We start from the raw sequence: 24,419 nt of genomic DNA, 5'->3' as shown, positions 1-24,419 counted from the left end.
TCGGAGCTGATCATGAATAATAAAAACAACGAAAACAGTATTCGCAAAATAGAAACCAACGGGGTCGAACAGATCCCGGACCACGAACGCAGCGCCGGGCCCAAGGATCTGTTTCGCCTGATCTTCGGCGGTGCCAACACCTTTGCCACCGCCGTGCTGGGCTCGTTTCCGGTGCTGTTCGGCTTGTCGTTCCAGGCCGGTGTCTGGGCGATTGTGCTGGGGGTGCTGGTGGGCGCGCTGATCCTGGCGCCGATGGGCCTGTTCGGGCCGATCAACGGCACCAACAACGCCGTGTCTTCCGGTGCGCATTTTGGTGTGCACGGGCGAATTGTCGGCTCGTTTCTGTCGCTGCTGACGGCGATTGCCTTCTTCTCACTGTCGGTGTGGAGTTCGGGTGATGCGCTGGTCGGTGGTGCGAAACGTCTGATTGGCCTGCCGGAAACCGACCTGACCCTGGGCTTGGCTTATGGCCTGTTTGCCCTGCTGGTACTGACCGTGTGCATCTACGGCTTTCGCTTCATGCTGTGGGTCAACCGCATTGCGGTGTGGGCGGCGAGCCTGCTGTTCCTGCTGGGCATCTTCGCCTTCGCGCCAGCGTTCGACAGCCACTTCGCCGGCACCGTCGCCTTGGGCCAGGCTGGCTTCTGGGCTGCCTTCATCGGCTCGGCACTGGTGGCCATGAGCAACCCGATTTCCTTCGGGGCGTTTTTGGGAGACTGGTCGCGCTACATCCCGCGTGAGACGCCGAAAATGCGCATCATGCTGGCGGTGGTGCTGGCGCAGATCGCCACCTTGATTCCATTCCTGTTCGGCCTGGCCACCGCGACCATCGTGGCGATCAAGGCGCCGGACTACATCGCGGCCAACAACTATGTCGGCGGTTTGCTGGCCGTATCACCGAGCTGGTTCTTCCTGCCGGTGTGCCTGATCGCGGTGATCGGCGGCATGTCCACCGGCACCACCTCGCTGTATGGCACCGGGCTGGACATGTCCAGTGTGTTCCCGCGCTTGCTGTCGCGGGTCAAGGCCACGTTGCTGATCGGGGTAATGTCGATTGCCTTCATCTTTATCGGACGTTTCGCCGCCAACCTGGTGCAAAGCGTGTCGACCTTCGCTGTGCTGATCATCACCTGCACCACGCCGTGGATGGTGATGATGATCATCGGCCTGATCGTGCGCCGGGGCTTCTACTGCCCGGACGACTTGCAAGTGTTCACTCGCGGTGAAACCGGCGGGCGCTACTGGTTCAGCCACGGCTGGAACTGGCGCGGCCTGGGCGCCTGGATCCCGAGCGCAGTGGTGGGCCTGTGCTTCGTCAACCTGCCGGGGCAATTTGTCGGGCCGCTGGGCAACCTGGCCGATGGCATCGATATCAGCCTGCCAGTGACCCTGGGGCTGGCGTCGGTGGTGTACCTGAGCTTGCTTCGTGTGTTTCCGGAACCGGCTTCGGTTTATGGCCCGGCCGACCCTCGCAGCCGGCGCACGGATTCGCACGTTAACCCGGCGCTGCAACAAGCCGCCTGATCGCCCATAAAAACCATAATCGGAGACTCGCCGTCATGGCTTTGGATTTATTCGTCGTACTCATCTACGCCGCCGGCATGCTTGTGCTCGGCTATTACGGCATGCGTCGCGCCAAGACCCACGAAGACTACCTGGTGGCCGGCCGCAACCTTGGCCCGTCGCTGTACATGGGCACCATGGCCGCTACGGTATTGGGCGGCGCGTCCACCGTCGGCACCGTGCGCCTGGGTTATGTACATGGCATTTCCGGCTTCTGGCTGTGCGCCGCACTGGGCGCGGGGATCATCGCGCTGAACCTGTTCCTGGCCAAGCCGCTGCTCAAGTTAAAGATTTTCACCGTCACCCAGGTGCTGGAAAAACGCTACAACCCCATGGCCCGCCAAGCGAGTGCGGTGATCATGCTGGCCTACGCGCTGATGATCGGCGTGACCTCGATCCTGGCCATCGGCACCGTGCTGCAAGTGCTGTTCGGCCTGCCGTTCTGGGTCTCGGTGCTGCTTGGCGGTGGCGTGGTGGTGGTGTATTCGACCATCGGCGGCATGTGGTCGCTGACCCTGACCGATATCGTGCAGTTCGTGATCAAGACCGTCGGCCTGATGTTTATCCTGCTGCCGATCTGCCTGTACCGCGTCGGCGGCTGGGATCAACTGGTGGCCAAGCTGCCAGCGTCGAACTTCAGCTTCACCGAAATCGGCTGGGACACGATCATCACCTACTTCATGATCTACTTCTTCGGCATCCTGATCGGCCAGGACATCTGGCAACGTGTGTTCACCGCCCGTGACGAAAAGGTCGCCCAATACGCAGGCACGTTCGCCGGTTTCTACTGCATCCTCTACGGCCTGGCCTGCGCCCTGATCGGCATGGCCGCGCATGTGCTGCTGCCGAACCTGGACAACGTCAACAACGCCTTCGCCGCCATCGTCAAAGCCTCGCTGCCCGACGGTATTCGCGGCCTGGTGATCGCCGCCGCACTGGCCGCGATGATGTCCACCGCCAGCGCCGGCCTGCTCGCCGCGTCCACTGTATTGACCGAGGACTTGCTGCCACGCCTGCGCGGCGGCAAGCAATCGAGCCTGAACATCAACCGTCTGTTTACGATGCTGACCGGTATCGCCGTGCTGGGTATCGCGCTGGTGGTCAACGACGTGATCAGCGCCCTGACCCTGGCCTACAACCTGTTGGTGGGCGGCATGCTGATCCCGCTGATGGGCGCGATTTTCTGGAAACGCGCCACCACCTCCGGCGCCATTGCTTCCATGACCTTGGGCTTTGTGACGGCGCTGGTGTTTATGTTCAAAGACGGCCTGGACGCGAACACGCCGATCTACTACAGCCTGGCGATTGGGCTGGTGAGTTTTGTGCTGGTGAGCTTGTTGTCGCGCCGGCCAGAGGCTTCGGTAGCTCGGGCCATTTGACAGGTAACGGAATTTAAAGCGGTTTCTTCAGCGGGCGCGACGTCGGATGTCGCGCCCGTTTTTTTATTCTTCAATTATCAGGCGCTTTCGCCTGAATGATTTCCTGGACCAGGGAGGCCCATAACAATCCCTGCGTGGTGCCCCCGGCATACGTTGCCCCGGCCACGATTTGGTTGTAGGCGGACCAGTGGACGATTGAGAGACCGTCTGCGGTGCCGGGCCTGGCGCATTCGATGATTTGCAAATCGCCTCTTTCGATTGCCCTGCGATAAGACACTGGAAAGTGCCGAGAAACAACGTCCAGGCATGCCGTCAATATCTGCGCCTTGCATTCCGGCGTCGAATCGGGAGGAACTTGCCCGCCAGAGACAAGAATGCAGCCCTCGTCCAGACGGCAATTCATGACGCCAATTGGCAGATCGTATTGCAGCTTGAGTCCATGCATTTCGGCACCTTCACCGCCGACAGCACGCAGCTTGAAAAACCAGCCGATGATTGCGATAGCTTCCGGTTCTTCTATGCCCATAGCCGTGACGACAAAGTGTTCTCTGCTCAGATCAGCAATTTGGACAGGGTTTAGGTACTCGGGTCGAAACTGAACCCCAGAGCGCTGCAACAGCGTTACTAACTCATCCATTAGCCGGGTAAATTCCAGCTCGTAGCCCGATACCTGAATAGCTCGACCGATCCCTGGGATTCCATAATTTGTCTGAAATTGACGTTGACTGATCTCGACAGCTTCACCTCCCCGCTTGCCGCTTGGCCAGCACCTATGTTCGATCGCCTTTTGCTCGCGGATTGCGGCCTCTACATCACTGGCCTTATCACCGTAGGCGCGCACAATCCCTGGCCGCGCGAATTGCGCCAGCGAGGGGTTGTCGGCCAGGAACTTTTCGAATAGCTCGATGCCTGCGCGATTGCACTCAACGGCTAAATGCTGATTAGCGGGCGTCAGATAAGCGTTGTGCAGCGGCTTTGCCGTCGTCTCGGTTGCTGACAGATGACGCATGTTCACAGGCTTATGACTGGCGCCATCACTAGACTGATTTCCTCCGTAAACCATAACTTCATAATTGGCCAGGCGGAACATCAGGGCTTGGAAAAGGCCGTTGACTCCTCGGCCGATGATCGATACGCGCGGCGCACCTGTATCTGCCTGCTCAGCGGGGATCGTCATCGAATGCGTCAATCTGCGGCTGACCACGCCGCGCAGGGCCATCAAGCTCAACTGAACAGAGACCGCGTAATCCAGGTCGCATTTGCAGGCTTCGGTGGTTGCCGCCTGGGTCGTCAGCGTCGCCGGTTTGCGCCACGTGCAGACATTGCAGCCGAGTGTTTGGGTGCGTATTCGAAACGCGTCCAGTGTCTTAGGGCCGTAGTCCAATACCAGCTGCATATCTTCAGCCGTTGCCAGGCTCTGCAAAGCGTCATCGCTGAAGACGTCCGGCTTGGCGACGCAGACGAGGCGAGCGTTTTTATGTAAACCCTGGATGAGAGACCGATCAATGCGATGAGCGGATTCATCGTTCAGGGACAGGCAAATGGCCACGGCATAAGCGTCATGCAATGCCCCGCGCCAGTCTGCGACAAATGACACTCTGGAATGGCACAGGGTGTTGCCGCTGCTATCCGGCGCTCGCCCTTGTCTGTTGATAACCTTGATCCGAACATCCGGATCTCGATCAAGTAACAACCGGACAAGTTCTTTTCCCACATTGCCATATCCCATCACGCAAACATCGCGGGGCATGGAACCATCGGCCAGTGTCAACCAATAGGCGATATAGGCTGCGACATGCGCAGCATTGACCCCAGGCGTATTGACCACTCGTATATCGTTCAGCGCACACAGTTCAAGTGCCACCTTATCCAGACTCGTTCCCCTGCGGACTAAATGGAGGGTTCCAAATGGGTGGGATATGCGCCATTGGTCGATGACGTCCGCATCGATAATCTGGTCCCCGACAATGAGGGTTGAAGGCCGCAAAAGCCCTATCTGCATGAGCAGCGCTTGCTTGGTCAGTGTAGGTGGGAAAAATACGACGTTGGCGGGCGCATCAGCCTTCCAGCCTCTGGACACTGGGGCGATGTGCAGAACATTTCCGGTGGTGGCGATCAATGACGCGGCAACTGGGGGAACGCAAGAGAGCTTCATTGCTTGTCTCCAGGAACGCTGACTTACTTTTAATCCGAGGAAAGCTACGTGCTTGGTTGCAACCTAAGCGCATAATTTGGATTGAAATAAGCCAGCCGATTCTGAAGAACAGGTAGTCCGGTTCCGACACTTAGAGTTATGAGAGCTGTTGTCGCGAAAGAAACGTCGCATGTCGCGCCCGTTTTTTTACCTTGCACAAAACAACTGTGGGAGCGGGCTTGCCCGCGATAGCGCTGTGTCAGTCAAGTTTTTATCGACTCATACACCAGTATCGCGGGCAAGCCCACTCCCACATTCTAAACCTGTTGCTACCTGAGCTTAGCGGCGACGCGGACGACGCTGCTCGTCATCCGTGCGAATCGGAATAGGCTGCAGCGGCGGTTCAATCAGGCCCAGCGCAACGCCGAGGTCGTGGAGCCAGTTTTGAATTTTCTCTTTCATGGTTGCCCCCTTTGAGGGTAATGCGGCTAGGCGGGAGTTCTGTCGCCTTTTCCTACAGTGATAGTAGCTCTAAGTCTTACGTAATGCTTGAACGAAACCACAACGAACTATTACAGGATTGATCCGAATCCTGACGGATCGTTCAAGCAATCGCGCGCGTGTCTTGCAGGAAATCGGCCTTGCCCTCTTGTTGCAGATCGATCCATGCATTGAGGTTAGCGCCGAGCATGCCCTTGCGCCACATCAACCAGGTGGTGGCAGTGGCAAAAGGCCCGGTCAACGGATGAACGGACACGCTGTCCTTGCCTGGCAGGCTGTCGAGCATTGATTCTGACATCAATGCCACGCCGGAGCCGGCGATCACGCAGGCGAGCATGCCTTGGTAAGACTCGATCTCGATGGCACGCCCCATGGCCACACGCTCGTGGGAAAACCAGGTTTCCAGGCGCGCACGGTAGGCGCAGCTGCGTCGGAAGGTGAACACCGAACGGCCGGCGACATCCTGGGGGCCACGCACGGGCGGGTGATCCGCCTCGCAGATGATCACCAGGCGCTCTTCGCACAGGGGCACGCCGTCCAGCGTCGCGATCGTTATCGGGCCATCCACGAAGGCCGCGTCCAGACGCCCGGTGATCAAGCCCTCTAGCAACTCGCCGCTGGGCGCCGATTGCACCTGGAGGTTCACCATCGGATACGCCTTGTGATAGCGCGCCAGCAACTTGGGTAAATGCACGGCGGCCGTGCTGTACATGCTGCCCAGCACAAAATCGCCCGCCGGTTGCCCTCCTTGCACCGCGCCGTGGGCTTCATCATGCAGCGCCAGCAGACGGGTGCTGTAGTCCAGCAACACTTTGCCTGCGGGAGAAAGCTGCAAGCGCTGGCGTTCGCGCACGAACAACTCGACGCCCAATTGCTCCTCCATTTGCTTGAGCCGTGTCGACAGATTCGAGGGCACGCGATGCAGGCGCTCAGCCGCGCGGGTGATGGAGCCCTCTTCCGCCACGGCCTGGAAGATGCGCAATTGACTGAACTCCATATCTTTCTCCACAACTGAACAAGTTACTCACTATTATTCATTTTTACAGAAAGTCAATCCGCTTTAGCCTACGGTCATTCGCTACCCCTTAGGACACCTGCACATGTCACCGCTGATTCGCTTAACGGCCAGCTTTATCGCCCTGATGATGGCCATGGGCATTGGGCGCTTCGCCCTCACCCCGCAGATGCCACATTTGCTCAGCGAGGGGCAGATTGACCTGACCGGCGCCGGCCTGATTGCGGCCGCCAACTACCTGGGCTATTTCGTCGGCGCGGTGGACTCGATCTTCGCCCGCAGCCATCACCACATAAAAGCGCGTTTGTATGGCGGGCTGTGGCTGTGCGTGCTGCTGACTCTGGGGTCATATTGGGCGCATGGGTTCTGGCCGCATTTACTGCTGCGCTTTGGCACTGGCGTGGCGAGCGCCTGGGCGCTGGTGATGATCACCAGTCTGAGCCAGCCGCTGGCGATTGCCGCCGGGCGTCCACGTTTGGGGGCCTTAGTGTTTGCCGGACCGGGCTTGGGGATTCTGCTGACCGGGTTGCTGGCACTGGGCTCCAATCTGTTGGGCGAAGACTCTGCGACCTTGTGGCTGGTCTATGGCGTGGTGGCATTGGTGATGTTGCTGGCCATCCTGCCCTTTTTACCGAAGCCGACCGTGACGGTGGCCCATGCCACCCGCGCGGGCAGCAACGCCAGCATTGCACACCTGTGCTGGATCTACTTCTTGTATGGCCTGGGCTACATCATCCCCGCGACCTTCTTGTCGCAGATGGCCAGCGCGCAGTTCAAAGGCGCCTGGCAAGCCGACCTGTTCTGGCCGTGCTTTGGCCTGGCGGCGGCGCTGGGTGTAGTGGTGGCGAGCCTGCGGCGCAAGGACCCGAACACCACCCGCCGCTGGTTGATGACGACCTTGTGGCTGCAAGCGGCCGGCGTATTCGCCTGCCTGCTGGGCAATGGCTGGGGCCTGGCGCTGGGTGTGCTGCTGTGTGGTGCGCCGTTCCTGGCGTGCATGCAACTGGTGATGGCGCGTTTGCGCGAGGTGGCGCCCCACGGCTACCAGCGCAGCACCGGGCTGCTCACCGCCAGTTTTGCTATCGGCCAATTGTGCGGCCCATTACTGGCCTCGGTGAGCAGCCACGTGAGCGGCGGCCTGCAACCGGCCTTGATCTTTGCCGGTTGCGGCTTGGTGGTGGCAGGTGCGGTGTTGGTCAACCGGCAACCAGCGACCTTGGCGCACGAACCTGTTCACGCCGTGCCAGCACCAGGAAAAACAGCCCTCCCAGGAAACACCCGGTAAACCAGGCGAAATTGGCCATGCCCTGCAACGCGGGCGTGAAGGTGATCGCGACGCCCACCAGCGTCGCCGGCACCAAGGCTTTGACGGCTGTCCAGTTCACGCCGCCGTCGAAGTAATAACGGCCGCTCGGGCTGTCGTCGAACAGGGCATCCACGTCGATTTTCTGCTTCTTGATCAGGTAGAAGTCCACGATCAAAATCCCGAACAGCGGCCCGATAAACGCGGCGAGGATATCCAGGGTGTAGTGGATCATCAGCGGGTTGTTGAACAGGTTCCACGGCGTGATAAAGATCGAGGCCACGGCCGCGATCATGCCACCCGCGCGCCAACTGATCTTGCTCGGCGCGACGTTGGCGAAATCAAACGCCGGTGACACGAAGTTGGCGACAATGTTGATGCCGATTGTGGCGGTCACGAAGGCAAAGGCGCCGAGCAGCACGGCCATGCTGTTGTCGATGCGCGAAACCGTGGCGATGGGGTCATGCAACATTTCGCCAAACACCGGCAAGGTGCCCGACACGATGACGACGGTCACCAGCGAGAACGCCAGGAAGTTAACCGGCAGCCCCCAGAAATTGCCACGTCGCACGTCGTGCATGCTGCGGCAGTAGCGGCTGAAATCACCGAAATTGAGCGTAGGCCCGGAGAAGTACGACACCACCAGCGCCGTCGCCACAATCACTTGGCCAAACGCCTGCCAGCCTGACAGGGATTTTTCCGCCAGAGTGAAACTGATATTCGACCAACCTGCCTTCCACACAATCCAGCCGGCCAGGGCAAACATCACCGCATAGACCACTGGCCCCGCCCAGTCGATAAAGCGGCGGATGGACTCCATGCCCGCCCAGAATACGGCTGCCTGCAACGCCCATAAGCTGAGGAAACCAAACCAGCCCAGGTAAGACAGGCCCGCAAAGTGCGGCTCTGCATACACCGCCATCTGTGGAAAAAAGCGCAGCACTACGATAATCAAGGCACTCGACGCCAGGTACGTCTGGATGCCGTACCAGGCCACGGCGATCAAACCACGAATCACCGCCGGAATATTCGCCCCAAACACGCCAAATGCCAGCCGGCAGATGACCGGATATGGCACCGCCGCTTGCTGGCTCGGCTTGGCCACCAGGTTGGCAATCAACTGCACGATGCAAATGCCGGCGAGCAAGGCGATCAACACCTGCCAACTGGCCAGCCCAAGGGCAAACAGGCTGGCGGCGAACACGTAGCCGCCGACGCTGTGCACGTCGCTCATCCAGAAGGCGAGAATGTTGTACCAGGTCCACTTTTGCGGCAGCGGCCCGAGGTCCTGGTTGTACAGGCGCGGGCTGTAGCCTTTGGGCAATTGTTCGGTCATCGCTTGGCTCCTCGAAATACCGGCCTGCGCTGCCGTAACGGTGTGCATACGGGAGGCGGCATGGTTTGTATACGAGGTAGTCAGCAGAATGCGTGCCAATGGCACACAATCTCTCTAAAACGGCGTTCCAAAGAGGTTTGCGAGCGCCTATAGGCGGGGGTTGTGCTCAGCAACGGTGCAGGTCAATCCTGTACACAATCAACGCTGCACCCGATGTGCACACAGATAGCCGACACTGCAGCAGACCGCCGTCAGGAAGGTGCCCCAGGCCATGTCCATCAGCGCCAACCCGGCTGACCAGCCTTGCAGCGTGGCCCAGTTGCTCAGGTCATAGGTGCCGTAGGCCACCAGGCCGAGCAGAGCGCCAAGGCGTGCTGCTCGTTGCCAACTGCCGCTTTGCAGGACCACGAACACCACGCAGCCGAGGGCATACAGCAGATAAAACAGCACGGCGGGCAGCCAGCGGGGCTGATCAAGCATCAGCGCGCCGAGCAGGGATTTGTAGGTCGGGCCCATGAAGACGCCGAGCCAGAGGCCGTCGAGCACCAGAAACGCGAGTAAGGTGCCGAGGTAAGCGAAGCATAGTTTGCGGGTCATGGTTGCAGCCTCTGTAGGCGCCGAGCGGCACCTACAGAAGAGCAAAACGCGATCAGCTTAGTTCAATGCGATCGGCGTGAATCACAATCTGGCCCTGCTTGTAGAGCGCACCAATGGCCTTCTTGAAGTTGCCTTTGCTGACACCGAACAAATTACTGATCACCGCCGGGTCGCTCTTGTCGCTGACCGGCAGGCTGCCGTTGTTTTCACGCAACTTGGCGAGGATCTTCGAGTTGAGGCTGGAGGCCGCTTCCTGGCCGACCGGCTGCAGGCTCAGGCTGATGTTGCCATCGGCGCGGATCTCTTTGATAAAACCTTTCTCTTCCTTGCCCGGGCGCAGGAACTTGAACACTTCGTTCTTGTGGATCAGGCCCCAGTGCTTGTTGTTGATGATCGCCTTGAAGCCCATGTCGGTGGCTTCGGCCACCAGCAGGTCGACTTCCTGGCCCACCTGGTAGTTGGCAGGCGTCTTATCCAGGTAGCGGTCAAGTCGCGCGGTGGCGGTGATGCGTTTGGTGTGCTTGTCGAGGTAGACGTGCACCACGCAGTATTCACCGGCGGTCAACTGGCGTTTCTCTTCCGAATACGGCAGCAACAGGTCTTTTGGCAAACCCCAGTCGAGGAAGACGCCGATGCTGTTGACTTCGACGACTTTCAAACTGGCGAATTCGCCGACTTGAACTTTCGGTTTTTCAGTCGTCGCGATAAGTTTGTCATCGCTGTCCAGATAAATGAAAACGTTAAGCCAGTCTTCATCTTCACTGGGAATATCCTTGGGGATATACCGATTAGGCAAGAGGATTTCGCCATCTTGCGCACCATCCAGGTACAAACCAAAGTTAGTGTGTTTAACCACTTGCAAGCTGTTGTAGCGCCCGACTAAAGCCATTTCCAGATACCTTCGTTACGTGGGCGGCATTCTACCCGAGTTGCGGCCGCCACGCGCGTGCGCCTGAAAAATCGCGGGCCAGCGTGGCCGGGTAATGGCACCGCCCCGCTCGTCTGATCAATCGATCGAATTTTGCCGGTGGCCAGCAGCCGAACAAACCCTGTGGTTTCGAGTTAAAACAGTAAGTTAGCGGTTTATTTAAAGGTCAAACTTTGGCCGATTACAGCGGCTCGCGTAATTCCCAGGGGATATTTGCCAAGCAATTGTCAAGTATTTCCTGTACGATGCCTGGCCAAGTTAATTTTCTACAGGTTAGTGGCCGCCATGCGCGTAAAAGCATCCAATAGCAAAGCAAAGCCAGCTCCCGCCGTTGAAACCAGCGAATCGATCAACAGCCAAATTGCTGCTTTCCTCAAGTCCGGTGGCGAAATCCAGCAAATTGCCAAGGGCGTGAGCGGCCAGACTTTCGGCCCGTCCAAGCAGATCAGCCTGGGCAAAAAGTAATACCCGCGCGTCGCATCTAGCTCCTAAGCGCCTTGCCTTTCAAGGCGCCAGGACTAGAGTCTGAAACACCCTTCTGCTACATCTCCTGATGCACCAATCGACGAACGGGGCTCACCGCGAGGCATTCGCCGGTATGCTTGCACCCGTCTAGCACGGGCATCTGTCCGATTTTTTCGTAACTGCTCCTCGCTTTTCATGGAGTGAAGCATGCTCAAGCCCTGCTTGTTTCTCATCGCTGCCCTTGCGGCAAGCCCCCTCGCACACGCGCAGATTTTTCAGCGTGAACTGGGTGATTTCGACCTCAAATTGGGCACCACGCCCAGCCGCAGCATGGCCCAGGGCTTGGTCAAGCCCACCTCGCCGGGCAGCGATTCCTTCCACGGCGGCCTGGACCTGAGCCACGACAGCGGCCTGTATTTCGGCCAGTTTTCGCCCAATATGGGCCTGTCCTCAGCCAACAACCTCGAACTTGACTCCTACATGGGCTTCAAGCGCCCCTTCGACCAGACCCTGGGCTATGAAGTGGGCATGATCCACTACAGCTACCCCAAGCTCAGCCCGCTCGACAGCCAGGAGTTCTACGGCGGCCTGAACCTGCTGGGCAATCGCTTCGGCGTGTCCTTCAGCAACGACCCGGATCGCCAGGACAGCACGCTGTTTGCCGACCTCGGCGGTACGCAGCCGTTCGGCATCGGCGTCAGCATGAAATACACCACCCACCAACTCGGCACGCCGGCGGTGGTAGAAGGCGGCACCATCAGCAGCTTCAGCGACTGGTCGGTGCAGTTCTCCCGCGCCTGGAAAGGCGTGGACCTGGACCTGATCTACAGCGGTTCCAGCCTCAGTGGCGGCGACTGCTCGGCCTACTCCGGACACAATTCGCAATGCGACGGCCTGTTGACCTTGAAGGCCGCACGGTCGTTTTATTGATGGGCTGAACTGTCGCGCCCCGCGCAGGTTCACATGCATGAACCCTTCCTGCGCAAGGACACGCCCATGCTGCGTCGGCTCAAATTACTGGTGGTATTACTGACGTTGAGCCTGGTGCTCGCCGGCTGCAATCGCGTAGGCCTGGCCTACCGCAACCTTGATGTGATCATCCCCTGGACCCTCAACGACTACTTGGACATGAACGCCGGGCAAAAGAGCTGGTTCAATGACACCCTCAAGGAACACCTGGCCTGGCACTGCACCACTCAACTGCCGGGCTACCTGGACTGGCTTGATCGCCTGCAACAAATGGTCGACAACAACCAGATCACCGACGCCGCGCTGCAAGCGCGCACCGTCGAAGCCAAACAAGCCATCGCCGAGGTTGCCCGCGAGATCACGCCGTCAGCCGTCCAGTTGCTGCAGGGCCTGGATGATCAACAAGTCAAAGACATGGGTGATGCGCTGGCCAAAGACCTGCGCAAGCGCCAGGACGAATACCTCAAACCGCCGCTGGCTCAGCAGATCAAAGAGCGCGCCGAGCGCATGAGCAAACGCCTGGATGCGTGGATGGGGCCGCTGAGTGCCAGCCAGCAGAACCGAGTGACGGCATGGTCAATCGCGCTGGGTGAACAGAATCGGGAGTGGATCGGTAATCGCGCCCATTGGCAGGCGCAATTTATCGACGCCTTGCAGCAGCGTCACAGCGCTGACTTCCCACAGAAAATCCAACAGTTGCTGGTCGACCGCGAGAGCCTGTGGACCCCGCAATACCGCACCGCCTATGCACAGACCGAAGCCGCTGCCCGCGGCCTCATCATCGACTTGATGGCCGAAAGCACGGCGCAGCAGCGCCAGACACTCACACAAAAAATCGGCAAGGTTCGCAGTGACTTTCAGGCCCTCAAATGCCTCAAGGCCGCCTCGATTTAAAATGTGGGAGCGAGCTTGCTCGCGAATGCGGTGAATCAGTCGATGAATCTATTGACTGACACACTGTATTCGCGAGCAAGCCCGCTCCCACATGTTTAGTTAGAGTGTGCTTTTTCAGGCAATCTGCGCCTTGGAAGCCACTTCGGCAAACGTCGCCGGGTCCAGCGCGTCGGCCTGCTCGTCCAGCACTTGGCGCGGGTGGTCGTTGCCCGGAATTGAGCTGTCGATCAGGGCCAGCAGCTGCGCGCCCAGCGCCGTGAGAATGAAGTTCTCACCATTGCCGCCCTCTTCTTCCGGGCGCGATTCAATGAAACCACGCTTGAACAACAGCGCTTCGTAATCGGCGGCGGTCTTTTTCAACGCGTCCAGGTTACCGGTGGATTCGCCCGCCGTGGCCTTCTCGGCCGCTTCCTGCTCGGCGTATTTGCGCGGCGCAAAGCTGCCTTCCCCATTCTGCACTTCATGCAGCAGTCGCTCGATCAGATCCCAGTTATAAGTCGTCATCCTGATTCCTCCTGCGGGCAGATTAAAAGGTGGCCCGTTAGAAGTAATGACACGACCGTGCTCTGGCCGTTCACCCGAATAGACAAGCGTCATTTCTCTGAACTTTCCAGACGTTCGCCCCCTCAACTGCACATTACTGCCAAGGAGGTCCGACCATGAAAACCCTGATGAACCTGGCCATCGCCGCCACGCTGCTGAGCGCCCTGCCTGCCTGGGCCTGCACGCCGGAAGAGGCCACGGCCAAACGCGAACAACTGGCCAAGGAAGTGACCCGGCTGACCCAGCAAAACCCGGCCAAGGCCAAGGAAATCAACGATGAGTTGCAGCACATGAACCTGGAAACCGCCAGCGCGGACCTGCCGGACAAGTGCCAACTGATCGACCAGCGCCTCAAGGAGCTGAAAGATGCGGCCGACAAAGCGAAAAATTAACCACCACAAAGGGACGCGGAGCGCCCCTGGCGGCATTCACGCGCAGAGCGTAGGAACGATTAACTGAGGTCATAAAAAAACCGGACAGCGTCCGGTTTTTTTGTATCAGCGGCCTTATTCGGCAGCTGGCGCTTCTGGCTTGCGGCGCTTGAGCGGCGCCATGCCGTCCTTGCTGACGAGCGACAGGTTGTCGGTCTTCGGCCGGTTGGCGATCTTGCGCTTGGTCGGCGACTTGGCACCGGTTTTCTTCTTATCGCCCTTGGCGTCGGTCTTTTTCTTCTTCACGCCAACGGCTTTGCCCGACGCCTTGACCTTCTTCGGCCCGGTGTAGGTGCCTTTGACTTCCTTGATGGAGCGGCGCTCGAACGACTGCTTGAGGTAGCGCTCGATACTCGACATCAGGTTCCAGTCGCCGTGGCAGATCAGCGAGATGGCCAGGCCATCGTTGCCGGCACGCCCGGTACGGCCGATACGGTGTACGTACTCGTCGCCGCTGCGGGGCATGTCGAAGTTGATGACCATGTCCAGGCCATCCACGTCCAGGCCTCGGGCGGCAACGTCAGTGGCGACCAGGATCTTCACGCCGCCGGCCTTGAGGCGGTCGATGGCCAGTTTGCGGTCCTTCTGGTCTTTCTCGCCGTGCAGCACGAACGCCTTGTATTCCTGAGCCACCAGACGACCGTAGATGCGGTCGGCTGCTGCACGGGTATTGGTGAAGACGATGGCCTTCTGATAGGTCTCGTTGGCCAGCAGCCAGTTCAGGATCTGTTCTTTGTGTACGTTGTGGTCGGCCATCACGATCTGCTGACGCGTGGTCGCGTTCAGGTCGCTGACGTTGTTGACCTGCAGGTGCTCTGGGTTGTTGAGCACCTTGGCAACCATGTCGCGCAAGGTCGAACCGCCGGTGGTGGCGGAGAACAGCATGGTCTGCTGGCGATTGACGCACTCGGCCACAAGGCGCTGCACATCGTCGGCAAACCCCATGTCGAGCATGCGGTCGGCTTCGTCGAGCACCAGCACTTCGACTTCCTTGAGGTCGAGGTTGCCGGCGTTGAGCTGCTCGATCATGCGGCCTGGAGTGCCGATCAGGATGTCGGGCACCTTGCGCAGCATGGCGGCCTGGACCTTGAAGTCTTCACCGCCGGTGATGATGCCGGACTTGATGAAGGTGAACTGCGAAAAGCGCTCCACTTCCTTCAAGGTCTGCTGGGCCAGCTCGCGGGTCGGCAGCAGGATCAGGGTCTTGATGCTCACGCGGACTTTGGCCGGGCCAATCAGGCGGTTCAGCACCGGCAAGACGAAAGCGGCGGTTTTACCGCTGCCGGTTTGCGCCGTCACCCGCAGGTCACGCCCTTGGAGCGCGAGCGGGATGGCCGCTGCTTGCACAGGCGTAGGCTCGACAAATTTAAGCTCGGCCACGGCTTTGAGCAGGCGTTCGTGCAGGGCGAATTGGGAAAACACGGGTGCTACCTCGAAGAAATACAAAATATCAGCTGCATAGGGTAACGGTTTCGGGCGCTCAAACCGAGTTTCTTTACGCGAATGGCGCTAATCAGCTGCTTTTTTGTCAGCAGATTTGTCCACAAAACCAACTTTGTTGCACATAAATGCTCTAATCGGCCCGTGTTGTCTTACAGAAGAATCGGTTTTACCCATGGATATCAAACAGCTCTGGCTCAACGTCCAAGACCTTTGGGGCGCCCTCGATGAACACCCACTGCTGCATTCCGGCCTGGGTTTGCTGATATTGCTGGTAGTCGCCTTACTGGTCGGACGGGTAGCGCGCTACCTCATCCTCCACGCCATCAAACTGCTCGGCCGGCAACCGGCGCTGCACTGGCTCAATGACCTGCGGCATAACAAAGTCTTTCACCGCCTGGCGCAGATGACGCCCTCCCTGGTGATCCAGTTCGGCCTGTACCTGGTACCCGAACTGAGCAAGACCGCCACCGTGTTTATCGGCAATGTGGCGCTGGCGTTCACCATCCTGTTCATGACGCTGGCCGTAAGCGCCCTGCTCAACGCCTTGCTGGATATCTACGCACGCACCGAACATGCCCGCACCCGCTCGATCAAGGGCTATGTGCAGTTGGCGAAGATGGTGCTGTTCGTGTTTGCCGCGATCATCATCGTCGCCACCTTGATCGACCGTTCGCCGCTGTTGTTGCTCTCGGGCCTGGGTGCCATGTCGGCCGTGATTTTGTTGGTGTACAAGGACACGCTGCTGTCGTTTGTGGCCAGCGTGCAGCTGACCAGCAACGACATGCTGCGGGTCGGCGACTGGATCGAGATGCCCCAGGTCGGCGCCGACGGTGACGTGGTGGATATCACCCTGCACACGGTCAAGGTGCAGAACTTCGACAAAACCATCGTCTCGATCCCGACCTGGCGCCTGATGTCGGAGTCGTTCAAGAACTGGCGCGGCATGCAGGCGTCCGGCGGGCGCCGTATCAAGCGCAGCCTGTATATCGACGCCAGCGGCGTGCGCTTTTTACGCGACGACGAAGAAGTGCGCATGACCCAGGTGCACCTGCTCACCGACTACATCAGCCGCAAGCAGGCCGAACTCAAGGCCTGGAACGAAGCCCAGGGCCATAGCGCGCAACTGTCGGCCAACCGCCGCCGCATGACCAACCTCGGTACCTTCCGCGCCTACGCCCTGGCCTACTTGAAAAGCCACCCGGATATTCAGCCGAACATGACCTGCATGGTGCGCCAGATGCAAACCACCGCCCAAGGCGTGCCACTGGAAATCTACTGCTTCACGCGCACCACGGCGTGGGCCGATTACGAGCGCATCCAGGGCGATATCTTTGATTATTTGCTGGCGGTGCTGCCGGAGTTTGGCTTGAGCCTGTATCAGCAGCCGAGTGGCAATGATTTGCGCGCGGGGATGGTGCCGGCGGTGTTGGGGGCCAGCCATTTGCCAGCCCTGGAAAACGAATCTGCCTAACGCCATCCATTCCCTGTGGGAGCGGGCTTGCCCGCTCCCACACTAGCCTCAGCGGTGGATCGCGTCCGTACGCACACCCAAGCGACTGACCCACACCGCCCCCAGAATCACCAACCCACCCAACGCCAAGCGCCCCAGCGGCTCGTGCTGATTCCAGATCAGCAGGTTCAACAGCAACCCCACCGGCACATGCAGGTTGTTCATCACTGCCAATGTGCCGCCGTTGACCAGGCAGGCGCCTTTGTTCCACCAGTACATGCCCAGCGCCGTGCTGACCAGCCCGAGAAACACCAGCACACCCCACTGCAGCGGCGCTTCGGGCAGGAAGTTGGTTTTGCCGAACAGCAGGAACGCCGGCAGCACCACGATCAAGGCGCCCACGTAGAAGTAGCCAAAGCGCCGGTAGTGCGGCAAATCACTCGGATAACGCGCCACCAAATGCTTGTACATCACCTGCCCGGCGGCGTAAGTGAAGTTGGCCAGTTGCAGCAGCAAGAAGCCCATCAGGAAGTTCGGCGTGATCTGGTCGAAGCGAATCACGGCCGCGCCGCCCACGGCCACCAGCGCAGCAATCAATGCCCACGGGTTGAAACGGCGGTTAAGCGCGTCTTCAATCAGGGTCACGTGCAACGGTGTGAGGATGGTGAACAGCAATACTTCCGGCACCGTGAGTACGCGAAAGCTCAAATACAGGCACACATACGTCACGCCGAACTGCAGCGCGCCGATCAGCAACATGCCGCGCATGAAGGGCGGTGCCACCGAACGCCAACGGGTCAGCGGGATGAAAATCAGCCCGGCCAATACCACACGCACCAGCACGGCGAAGTAGCTGTCGACGTGACCGGCGAGGTATTCGCCGATCAAGCTGAAGGAAAATGCCTGAATCAGGGTGACAACCAGTAAATAGCCCATGCGCGCCTCGTTTCGAATGGGCGGGACATTAAAGGTTTTCGGCGTTTACTGAAACTCAAGGCAAAAAAAACCCGACCTCGCTATAGCGGCAGTCGGGCAGGAGCACTCAGGAGCAACAAGTGCAAAGGGAGGTTCGATACGCGTACTTGAAGGGTTTGCGTGGAGCGATATAAACACCGCGCGATTATGTGACGATTAAAGCGTTATGCGACCTGTGCCAGCAGCGCTTTGGCGTGGTTGATGCCCTTCTCCTGGAAGTCACCGCTCAGGTTCACGCCTTCGGCATGAATGAACGTGACGTCATGAATCCCAATAAACGCCATGACCTGGCGCAGGTACGGTTCCTGGTGATCGGAGGTGGCGCCGGTGTGGATGCCACCGCGGGCGGTCAACACAATGGCGCGCTTGCCGGTCAGCAGACCCTGCGGGCCGGTGGCGGTGTACTTGAAGGTCACACCGGCGCGCAGCACGTGGTCCAGCCAGGCTTTAAGCGTGCTGGGAATGGCAAAGTTGTACATCGGCGCAGCCATCACCAGCACATCGGCGGCGAGCAATTCGTCGGTCAGTTCGTTGGAGCGGTCCAGGGACGCCTGTTCGACGCCGCTGCGCTGGTCGGCGGGTTTCATCCAGCCGCCGAGCAGGTTGGCGTCCAGGTGCGGGACCGGGTTGAGGGCCACATCACGCACAGTGATCTGATCCGCCGGGTGGGCGGCCTGCCATTGGCTGATGAACTGTTGAGTCAGCTGGCGGGAGATCGAATCCTGCTGGCGAGCGCTGCTTTCGATGATCAGAACATTGGACATGGCTGGGTAGGCTCCATCTGTAAATGCTGTAAGGCGATGGAGTGAAGATTAAACAGAGCTAATTCGATAAAAAAGCGTAAAAAACTGCTATAACCCATCTATAAATTTGTTTATAAGCGGAGTACTGCTGTGGGCATGCTCCGCTGCCGCGTTATTTTGGAGCGCACGCCAGGGCGATACGCATCTTGATAATCGAGCGGGTGAATTTGACCGTGGTGTTGGTGCTTTTACCTGCCGGCACCGTGACCGTGCGGCGACGCGGTGATTCCGGGCCGTTGGTGAAGGTTACCGAGCACACCGCGTCATTGGTGCCGTAATTATTCAGCTGTATCGAACTGATGTCGTTGTCGACGTCGGACGCCGTGTAGTCAATGCTCACGCCCTCGATCTTTTTAGTCACGTCGGTGGGATAGGCAAACGCGCTCATCGGCAGCAGCGCCAGCAACACACAACAGAATTTTCTCATTCGGCAGTCTCCAATAAGGACCGCCAGCTTAGGACAAGAGGAGCTCATCTTGAAAGCGCCCCGCGTTACCCTCGATCAATGGCGCACGCTGCAGGCCGTGGTCGACCACGGTGGCTTCGCCCAGGCGGCTGAAGCGCTGCACCGTTCGCAGTCCTCGGTGAGCTATACCGTGGCCCGCATGCAAGACCAGCTCGGCGTGCCATTGCTGCGCATCGACGGGCGCAAGGCCGTGCTCACCGAGGCCGGTGAAGTACTGTTGCGCCGCTCGCGGCAACTGGTCAAAAACGCCAGCCAGCTGGAAGACCTCGCCCACCATATGGAACAGGGCTGGGAAGCCGAAGTACGCCTGGTGGTGGACGCCGCCTACCCGAATGCGCGGCTGGTGCGCGCCCTCACCGCCTTTATGCCGCAAAGCCGTGGCTGCCGCGTGCGCCTGCGTGAAGAAGTGCTGTCGGGGGTTGAAGAGCTGTTGATAGATGGCATGGCTGACCTGGCCATCAGCAGTTTCATCATTCCGGGCTACCTGGGCACCGAAATGAGTGACGTGGAATTTATCGCTGTGGCCCACCCCGACCACTCGCTGCATCGCCTGAACCGCGAGCTGAGCTTCCAGGACCTGGAAAGCCAGATGCAAGTGGTGATCCGTGACTCCGGCCGCCAACAGCCGCGCGATGTCGGCTGGCTGGGCGCCGAACAGCGCTGGACCGTCGGCAGCTTGCCCACCGCCGCCACCTTCGTCAGCAGCGGCCTGGGCTTCGCCTGGTTGCCCCGGCACTTGATCGAGCGCGAACTCAAGGATGGCCTGCTCAAGCAGCTGCCATTGGAAAAGGGTGGCAGCCGCAACCCGACGTTCTACCTGTACTCGAACAAAGACAAACCCCTGGGGCCGGCCACGCAGATTCTTATCGATTTGTTGCGCACCTTTGACACCGCTCCCCTGGACGCACCTTTCGCCGCGCCCCAGCAAGCCTGAAACGGAGTTCACCCATGGCCTGGTTCGACCACGAAGGCTGCAGCCTGCATTACGAGGAATACGGTCACGGCACCCCGCTGCTCCTGATCCACGGCCTGGGTTCCAGCAGCCAGGATTGGGAATTGCAGATTCCGGTGCTGGCTCGGTATTACCGCCTGATCGTGGTGGATGTACGCGGTCACGGTCGCTCCGACAAACCCCGCGAGCGCTACAGCATCCAGGGCTTTACCTTCGATCTGCTGGCGTTGATCGAACACCTGAACCTGCCGCCCGCCCATGTCGTCGGCTTGTCCATGGGCGGCATGATCGCGTTCCAGCTGGCCGTGGACGAGCCCGCGCGGGTCAAGAGCCTGTGCATCGTCAACAGCGCGCCGGAGGTCAAGGTGCGCAGCGCCGATGATTACTGGCAATGGGCCAAGCGCTGGAGCCTGGCGCGCGTGCTCAGCCTGGCCACCATTGGCAAGGCCCTGGGCGATCGGCTGTTCCCCAAGCCCGAGCAAGCCGACCTGCGGCGCAAAATGGCCGAACGCTGGGCAAAAAACGACAAACGTGCTTATCTCGCCAGCTTCGATGCGATTGTCGGCTGGGGCGTACAGGAACAACTTTCCGGAATTACCTGTCCTACGCTGGTCATCAGCGCCGACCACGACTACACCCCCGTGGCGCAGAAAGAAAACTATGTAAAACTGCTGCCCGATGCGCGGCTGGTGGTGATCAAGGATTCCCGCCATGCCACGCCCTTGGACCAACCCGAAGTCTTTAACGCTACCTTGCTCGATTTTCTAAAGACAGTCGAAACCACTACCCAGGATCACTGACCCATGCTGAAAAAAATCGCCTTCTTTGCCGGCTCCGTATTGTTCGCAGCCAACCTGATGGCTGCTGAGCCTGCCAAGGCCCCTCACGTCCTGATCACCACCACCAACGGCGACATCGAAATCGAACTGGACCCGGTCAAGGCGCCGATCAGCACCAAGAACTTCCTGGCCTATGTCGACAAAGGCTTCTACACCAACACGATTTTCCACCGTGTGATCCCGGGCTTCATGGTCCAGGGCGGCGGTTTCACCGCGCAGATGTCGCAGAAGCCGACCGAAGCGCCGATCAAGAACGAAGCCAGCAACGGCCTGCATAACGTGCGCGGCACCTTGTCGATGGCACGCACCAATGATCCAAATTCGGCCACCAGCCAATTCTTCATCAACGTGGCCGACAATGCCTTCCTCGACCCGGGCCGCGATGCGGGGTATGCCGTGTTCGCCAAAGTGGTCAAGGGCATGGACGTCGTCGACGTTATCGTCAACTCGCAAACCACTACCAAGCAAGGCATGCAAAACGTGCCAATCGATCCTGTTGTGATCAAGTCGGCCAAGCGCATCGACTGAGGTCCGCAGCAAGCTCCGCACGCAGCCCACAACGCCGCGTGCGCATTTGAAAGGAGAGCCCGCAACGCGGGCGTCAGACTGAATGCTCTATCGTCGCTTTGAACAACTGATCGACATCTTCCGCGACGCCCCCAGCGCCGCCCCTCCTGATAAAGTCCTGCCTTTCTACCTCTACTACCTGCGCCAGGTATGGCCAAGCTTTGCCGCCTTGCTGGTGGTCGGCCTGATCGGTGCGTTGATCGAAGTGGCGCTGTTCAGCTACCTGAGCCGCATTATCGATTTGGCCCAAGGCACACCGCCCGCGAATTTTTTCCAGATTCACAGTGCCGAACTGATCTGGATGGCCGTGGTGGCCCTGCTGCTGCGTCCGGTCTTCAATGGCCTGCATGACTTGCTGGTGCACCAGACCATCAACCCCGGCATGACCAGCCTGATCCGCTGGCAGAACCATAGCTACGTACTCAAGCAGAGCCTGAATTTTTTCCAGAACGATTTCGCCGGGCGTATCGCCCAGCGCATCATGCAAACCGGCAACTCCCTGCGCGATTCGGCAGTGGCGACGGCGGAGGCCATCTGGCACGTGTCGATCTATGCCATCAGCGCGCTGGTGCTGTTTGCCGAGGCGGACTGGCGCCTGATGATCCCGCTGATCACCTGGATCATTCTGTACAGCCTGACGCTACGTTACTTCGTGCCCCGCGTAAAAGAACGCTCGGTGATCTCCTCCGAGGCGCGCTCCAAACTGATGGGCCGCATTGTCGACGGCTACACCAACATCACCACCTTGAAGCTGTTCGCCCATACCCAAAATGAGCAGGAGTACGCCAAGGAAGCGATCATCGAGCAAACCGAAAAAACCCAGTTGGCCGCGCGCGTGCTCACCAGCATGGATGTGGTGATCTGCACCTTGAACGGCGTGCTGATCGTCACCACCACTGGCCTGGCCTTGTGGCTGTGGACGCAGTCGCTGATTTCAGTGGGCGCCATCGCCCTCGCCACCGGCCTGGTGATCCGTATCGTCAACATGTCCGGCTGGATTATGTGGGTGGTCAATGGCATCTTCGAAAACATCGGCATGGTGCAGGACGGTCTGAAAACCATCGCGGCGCCACTGGCGGTGACCGACCGCGAAAACGCGCCGCGCCTGCAAGTGCCCCACGGCGAAGTCCGTTTCGAGCAGGTGGATTTCCACTATGGCAAAAAGAGCGGGATCATTGGCGGCTTGAACCTTCAGATCAAGGCCGGTGAGAAAATCGGCCTGATCGGCCCCTCCGGTGCGGGTAAATCTACCCTGGTCAACCTGCTGCTGCGCCTGTATGACCTGCAAGGCGGGCGCATCCTGATCGACGGCCAGAACATCGCCGAAGTGGCACAGGAGTCCTTGCGGGCACAGATCGGCATGATCACCCAGGACACCTCGCTGCTGCACCGCTCGATCCGTGACAACTTGCTGTACGGCAAGCCGGATGCCAGCGATGAAGAGCTCAACGCCGCCATCCACAAAGCCCGCGCCGATGAGTTCATCCCGCTGCTGTCGGATGCCGAAGGCCGCACCGGGCTGGATGCACACGTGGGCGAGCGCGGGGTGAAACTCTCGGGCGGGCAACGCCAGCGCATTGCCATTGCGCGAGTGCTGCTCAAGGACGCGCCGATTCTGATCATGGACGAAGCGACGTCGGCGCTGGATTCGGAAGTGGAAGCGGCGATCCAGGAAAGCCTGGAAACACTGATGCAAGGCAAGACCGTGATCGCGATTGCGCACCGCTTGTCGACCATTGCACGCATGGACCGCTTGGTGGTGCTGGAGAAAGGCCAGATCGCCGAGACCGGCAGCCATGCCGAATTGCTGGCCCATGGTGGTTTGTATGCCAGGTTGTGGCAGCACCAGACCGGCGGGTTTGTCGGCATCGATTAAAAGTCCACTGCGAAACAGTGTGGGAGCTGGCTTGCCTGCGATAACGCACCGTCAGTACCGAATCGGTTATCTGGCGCACCGCAATCGCAGGCAAGCCAGCTCCCACCTTTAATCGGCGCCAGGCCCTCATTCACGGGGCCCTGGCGCTTTTTTATGGCCTGGATTTGTATCAAAAGCGTGCTGTAATCAGTGCAGTGCCCAGAGGGGCGCTGAAGTAAATCTGCAGGGAGCATCACTGATTTACTGACACGGTAGAGCGATCTATCAAGGACGTGTCGCATGTCTTTGTTCAAACGTTCAGTCACAGAGGGGTTAGGTACGTTTTGGCTAGTGTTGGGCGGTTGCGGGAGTGCGGTGTTGGCCGCAGCGTTTCCCGCAGTCGGGATCGGGTTACTGGGTGTGGCCCTGGCCTTCGGGCTGACGGTGCTGACCATGGCATTTGCCATCGGGCATATCAGCGGGTGCCACCTCAACCCGGCAGTGTCAGTGGGGCTGGTCGTGGGCGGGCGGTTTCCGGCCAGGGAGTTACCGGCTTACATCGTCGCGCAGGTAATCGGCGCCACCGTCGCTGCTGCACTGTTGTACTTCATTGCCAGCGGCAAACCGGGCTTTGAGCTGGCCGGCGGCCTGGCTTCCAACGGCTACGGCGAGCACTCGCCAGGGGGCTACTCGATGGCTGCGGGGTTTGTCTGTGAGCTGGTGATGACGGCGATGTTCGTGCTGATCATCCTCGGCGCCACCGACCGGCGTGCCCCGCCGGGTCTTGCACCTATCGCCATCGGCCTGGCCTTGACCTTGATCCACTTGATCTCCATTCCTGTGACCAACACTTCGGTCAACCCGGCCCGCAGTACCGGCCCGGCATTGATCGTCGGCGGGTGGGCGATCCAGCAGTTGTGGATGTTCTGGCTGGCGCCGATCCTCGGCGCTGTAATCGGTGGAGTGACCTATCGATGGCTGGGCAAGGAGCAGCCGGCCTGAGGCAAACGG

24 protein-coding genes are annotated in these 24,419 nt (G+C 59.5%); 13 read left to right on the top strand and 11 right to left on the bottom strand.

Annotation, left to right across the window (positions count from 1 at the left end):
* Window positions 1-12 precede the first annotated feature (12 nt).
* Both BLV67_RS13800 and BLV67_RS13795 read left to right on the top strand, forming a co-directional pair.
* Window positions 13-1,524 carry a purine-cytosine permease family protein gene (locus BLV67_RS13800; protein WP_069788055.1) on the top strand — a complete coding sequence of 504 codons (1,512 nt, stop codon included), beginning with the start codon at window positions 13-15 and terminating at the stop codon, window positions 1,522-1,524.
* Between the two features lie 35 nt (window positions 1,525-1,559).
* On the top strand, window positions 1,560-2,942 hold the full coding sequence (locus tag BLV67_RS13795) for a sodium:solute symporter family protein (RefSeq protein WP_056861480.1): 1,383 nt from the start codon (window positions 1,560-1,562) through the stop codon (window positions 2,940-2,942).
* A 70-nt stretch (window positions 2,943-3,012) separates the two neighbouring features.
* Here the strand turns inward: BLV67_RS13795 and BLV67_RS13790 are convergent, their stop codons facing one another.
* From BLV67_RS13790 to ptrR, 3 genes are all read right to left on the bottom strand, one after another.
* Window positions 3,013-5,097, bottom strand: a complete 2,085-nt coding sequence (locus tag BLV67_RS13790; RefSeq protein ID WP_069788054.1) for an FAD-dependent oxidoreductase — start codon at window positions 5,095-5,097, stop codon at window positions 3,013-3,015.
* Between the two features lie 318 nt (window positions 5,098-5,415).
* On the bottom strand, window positions 5,416-5,538 hold the full coding sequence (locus BLV67_RS33495; RefSeq protein WP_017134862.1) for a PA1414 family protein: 123 nt from the start codon (window positions 5,536-5,538) through the stop codon (window positions 5,416-5,418).
* Window positions 5,539-5,680: 142 nt separating this feature from the next.
* The gene (gene ptrR, locus BLV67_RS13785; RefSeq protein ID WP_056861481.1) at window positions 5,681-6,574 is read right to left on the bottom strand and encodes a putrescine utilization regulator PtrR; all 894 of its coding nucleotides are present in this window, start codon (window positions 6,572-6,574) and stop codon (window positions 5,681-5,683) included.
* Between the two features lie 103 nt (window positions 6,575-6,677).
* Between ptrR and BLV67_RS13780 the strand changes: the two genes are divergently transcribed.
* Window positions 6,678-7,877, top strand: a complete 1,200-nt coding sequence (locus BLV67_RS13780) for an MFS transporter (RefSeq protein ID WP_065929804.1) — start codon at window positions 6,678-6,680, stop codon at window positions 7,875-7,877.
* Here BLV67_RS13780 and BLV67_RS13775 read toward each other — a convergent pair.
* The 3 genes from BLV67_RS13775 to BLV67_RS13765 all read right to left on the bottom strand — a co-directional run bounded on the left by BLV67_RS13775 (window position 7,789) and on the right by BLV67_RS13765 (window position 10,717).
* Entirely contained in the window at window positions 7,789-9,231 is a 1,443-nt protein-coding gene (locus BLV67_RS13775; RefSeq protein WP_069788053.1) for an NCS1 family nucleobase:cation symporter-1, read from the bottom strand. The genes BLV67_RS13780 and BLV67_RS13775 overlap by 89 nt on opposite strands.
* A gap of 198 nt (window positions 9,232-9,429) precedes the next feature.
* Window positions 9,430-9,828 carry a DUF2177 family protein gene (locus tag BLV67_RS13770; protein WP_058422121.1) on the bottom strand — a complete coding sequence of 133 codons (399 nt, stop codon included), beginning with the start codon at window positions 9,826-9,828 and terminating at the stop codon, window positions 9,430-9,432.
* A 52-nt stretch (window positions 9,829-9,880) separates the two neighbouring features.
* The gene (locus BLV67_RS13765) at window positions 9,881-10,717 is read right to left on the bottom strand and encodes a CvfB family protein (RefSeq protein WP_028617391.1); all 837 of its coding nucleotides are present in this window, start codon (window positions 10,715-10,717) and stop codon (window positions 9,881-9,883) included.
* A gap of 324 nt (window positions 10,718-11,041) precedes the next feature.
* Between BLV67_RS13765 and BLV67_RS13760 the strand changes: the two genes are divergently transcribed.
* The 3 genes from BLV67_RS13760 (at window position 11,042) to BLV67_RS13750 (ending at window position 13,084) form a co-directional block, all read left to right on the top strand.
* The gene (locus BLV67_RS13760; RefSeq protein WP_003193095.1) at window positions 11,042-11,221 is read left to right on the top strand and encodes a hypothetical protein; all 180 of its coding nucleotides are present in this window, start codon (window positions 11,042-11,044) and stop codon (window positions 11,219-11,221) included.
* 207 nt (window positions 11,222-11,428) lie between these two features.
* Window positions 11,429-12,151: a TorF family putative porin gene (locus tag BLV67_RS13755; protein WP_069788052.1), complete on the top strand. Its 723-nt coding sequence runs from the start codon at window positions 11,429-11,431 to the stop codon at window positions 12,149-12,151.
* A 66-nt stretch (window positions 12,152-12,217) separates the two neighbouring features.
* Window positions 12,218-13,084: a DUF6279 family lipoprotein gene (locus BLV67_RS13750; protein WP_069788086.1), complete on the top strand. Its 867-nt coding sequence runs from the start codon at window positions 12,218-12,220 to the stop codon at window positions 13,082-13,084.
* 114 nt (window positions 13,085-13,198) lie between these two features.
* Here BLV67_RS13750 and BLV67_RS13745 read toward each other — a convergent pair whose 3' ends face one another.
* Window positions 13,199-13,588, bottom strand: a complete 390-nt coding sequence (locus tag BLV67_RS13745) for a hypothetical protein (protein ID WP_017134854.1) — start codon at window positions 13,586-13,588, stop codon at window positions 13,199-13,201.
* A gap of 155 nt (window positions 13,589-13,743) precedes the next feature.
* Between BLV67_RS13745 and BLV67_RS13740 the strand changes: the two genes are divergently transcribed.
* A complete protein-coding gene (locus tag BLV67_RS13740; RefSeq protein ID WP_065929807.1) occupies window positions 13,744-14,019 on the top strand; it encodes a hypothetical protein in 276 nt (91 codons plus the stop codon).
* Between the two features lie 114 nt (window positions 14,020-14,133).
* On the opposite strand, the gene BLV67_RS13735 is transcribed toward BLV67_RS13740, so the two are convergent.
* Window positions 14,134-15,480: a DEAD/DEAH box helicase gene (locus BLV67_RS13735; protein WP_065929933.1), complete on the bottom strand. Its 1,347-nt coding sequence runs from the start codon at window positions 15,478-15,480 to the stop codon at window positions 14,134-14,136.
* A 193-nt stretch (window positions 15,481-15,673) separates the two neighbouring features.
* Between BLV67_RS13735 and BLV67_RS13730 the strand changes: the two genes are divergently transcribed.
* Window positions 15,674-16,972, top strand: a complete 1,299-nt coding sequence (locus BLV67_RS13730; RefSeq protein ID WP_069788051.1) for a mechanosensitive ion channel family protein — start codon at window positions 15,674-15,676, stop codon at window positions 16,970-16,972.
* A 48-nt stretch (window positions 16,973-17,020) separates the two neighbouring features.
* On the opposite strand, the gene BLV67_RS13725 is transcribed toward BLV67_RS13730, so the two are convergent.
* The 3 genes from BLV67_RS13725 to BLV67_RS13715 form a co-directional block, all read right to left on the bottom strand.
* Entirely contained in the window at window positions 17,021-17,887 is an 867-nt protein-coding gene (locus BLV67_RS13725) for a carboxylate/amino acid/amine transporter (RefSeq protein ID WP_069788050.1), read from the bottom strand.
* Between the two features lie 203 nt (window positions 17,888-18,090).
* The gene (locus BLV67_RS13720; protein WP_065929810.1) at window positions 18,091-18,690 is read right to left on the bottom strand and encodes an FMN-dependent NADH-azoreductase; all 600 of its coding nucleotides are present in this window, start codon (window positions 18,688-18,690) and stop codon (window positions 18,091-18,093) included.
* Between the two features lie 151 nt (window positions 18,691-18,841).
* Window positions 18,842-19,156, bottom strand: a complete 315-nt coding sequence (locus BLV67_RS13715; RefSeq protein ID WP_065929811.1) for a 3-phosphoglycerate kinase — start codon at window positions 19,154-19,156, stop codon at window positions 18,842-18,844.
* Between the two features lie 49 nt (window positions 19,157-19,205).
* Here BLV67_RS13715 and BLV67_RS13710 point away from each other — a divergent pair, with 49 nt between their 5' ends.
* The 5 genes from BLV67_RS13710 (at window position 19,206) to aqpZ (ending at window position 24,410) form a co-directional block, all read left to right on the top strand.
* A complete protein-coding gene (locus BLV67_RS13710) occupies window positions 19,206-20,129 on the top strand; it encodes a PA3225 family LysR-type transcriptional regulator (RefSeq protein WP_065929812.1) in 924 nt (307 codons plus the stop codon).
* Between the two features lie 14 nt (window positions 20,130-20,143).
* A complete protein-coding gene (locus BLV67_RS13705; protein WP_069788049.1) occupies window positions 20,144-20,947 on the top strand; it encodes an alpha/beta fold hydrolase in 804 nt (267 codons plus the stop codon).
* 3 nt (window positions 20,948-20,950) lie between these two features.
* The gene (locus tag BLV67_RS13700) at window positions 20,951-21,514 is read left to right on the top strand and encodes a peptidylprolyl isomerase A (protein WP_016979352.1); all 564 of its coding nucleotides are present in this window, start codon (window positions 20,951-20,953) and stop codon (window positions 21,512-21,514) included.
* 82 nt (window positions 21,515-21,596) lie between these two features.
* Window positions 21,597-23,429, top strand: coding sequence for an ABC transporter ATP-binding protein (locus BLV67_RS13695; protein WP_069788048.1), 1,833 nt, complete (start codon window positions 21,597-21,599; stop codon window positions 23,427-23,429).
* A gap of 279 nt (window positions 23,430-23,708) precedes the next feature.
* Window positions 23,709-24,410, top strand: coding sequence for an aquaporin Z (gene aqpZ, locus BLV67_RS13690; protein WP_065929814.1), 702 nt, complete (start codon window positions 23,709-23,711; stop codon window positions 24,408-24,410).
* The last annotated feature ends 9 nt before the right edge of the window (window positions 24,411-24,419 follow it).

The organism is Pseudomonas salomonii, assembly GCF_900107155.1.
Classification (GTDB): domain Bacteria; phylum Pseudomonadota; class Gammaproteobacteria; order Pseudomonadales; family Pseudomonadaceae; genus Aquipseudomonas; species Aquipseudomonas salomonii.
The sequence above is the reverse complement of the archived record's forward strand: the minus strand, read 5'-3'. Positions and strand labels throughout refer to the sequence as shown.